This window comes from Corynebacterium sp. HMSC055A01, assembly GCF_001809405.1.
Taxonomy (GTDB): Bacteria; Actinomycetota; Actinomycetes; order Mycobacteriales; family Mycobacteriaceae; genus Corynebacterium; species Corynebacterium hesseae.
Map to the genome: position 1 here is coordinate 1 of NZ_KV797524.1, position 346 is coordinate 346.

At 55.2% G+C, this 346-nt stretch carries 1 protein-coding gene; it reads right to left on the bottom strand.

Annotated features, from left to right (window positions below; translation table 11 throughout):
* A partial coding sequence (locus HMPREF2604_RS01295; RefSeq protein ID WP_141746405.1) for a DDE-type integrase/transposase/recombinase occupies positions 1-346 on the bottom strand: 346 nt, incomplete at both ends.

Sequence of the window (346 nt, forward strand, 5' to 3'; positions counted from 1 at the left end):
CCCATGGATTGGCGAACACCAAGCTGGGTGCAGTGGTCCCTAAATGCTTGTGAGGTGTACACACTGCCATGATCAGAATGGAAAATTGCCCCTTTAAGACTTCCACGGACTTTCCTTGCATGAGATAAAGCTTCGATAACCAGCGATACCCGCATGTGATCGGCGAGTGCATGGCCGACGAGCTTGCGCGAGTAGACGTCGATGACCGTGGCCAGGTACATGTTCTTGCCGCCCTTACACGGCAGGTAGGTGATATCGCCTACATAGACGTGGTTCGGCCTATCAGCGGTGAATCTGCGGCCTACTAAGTCTGGCATGACTCGACGGCCAGGCTTGCGCCTGGTGG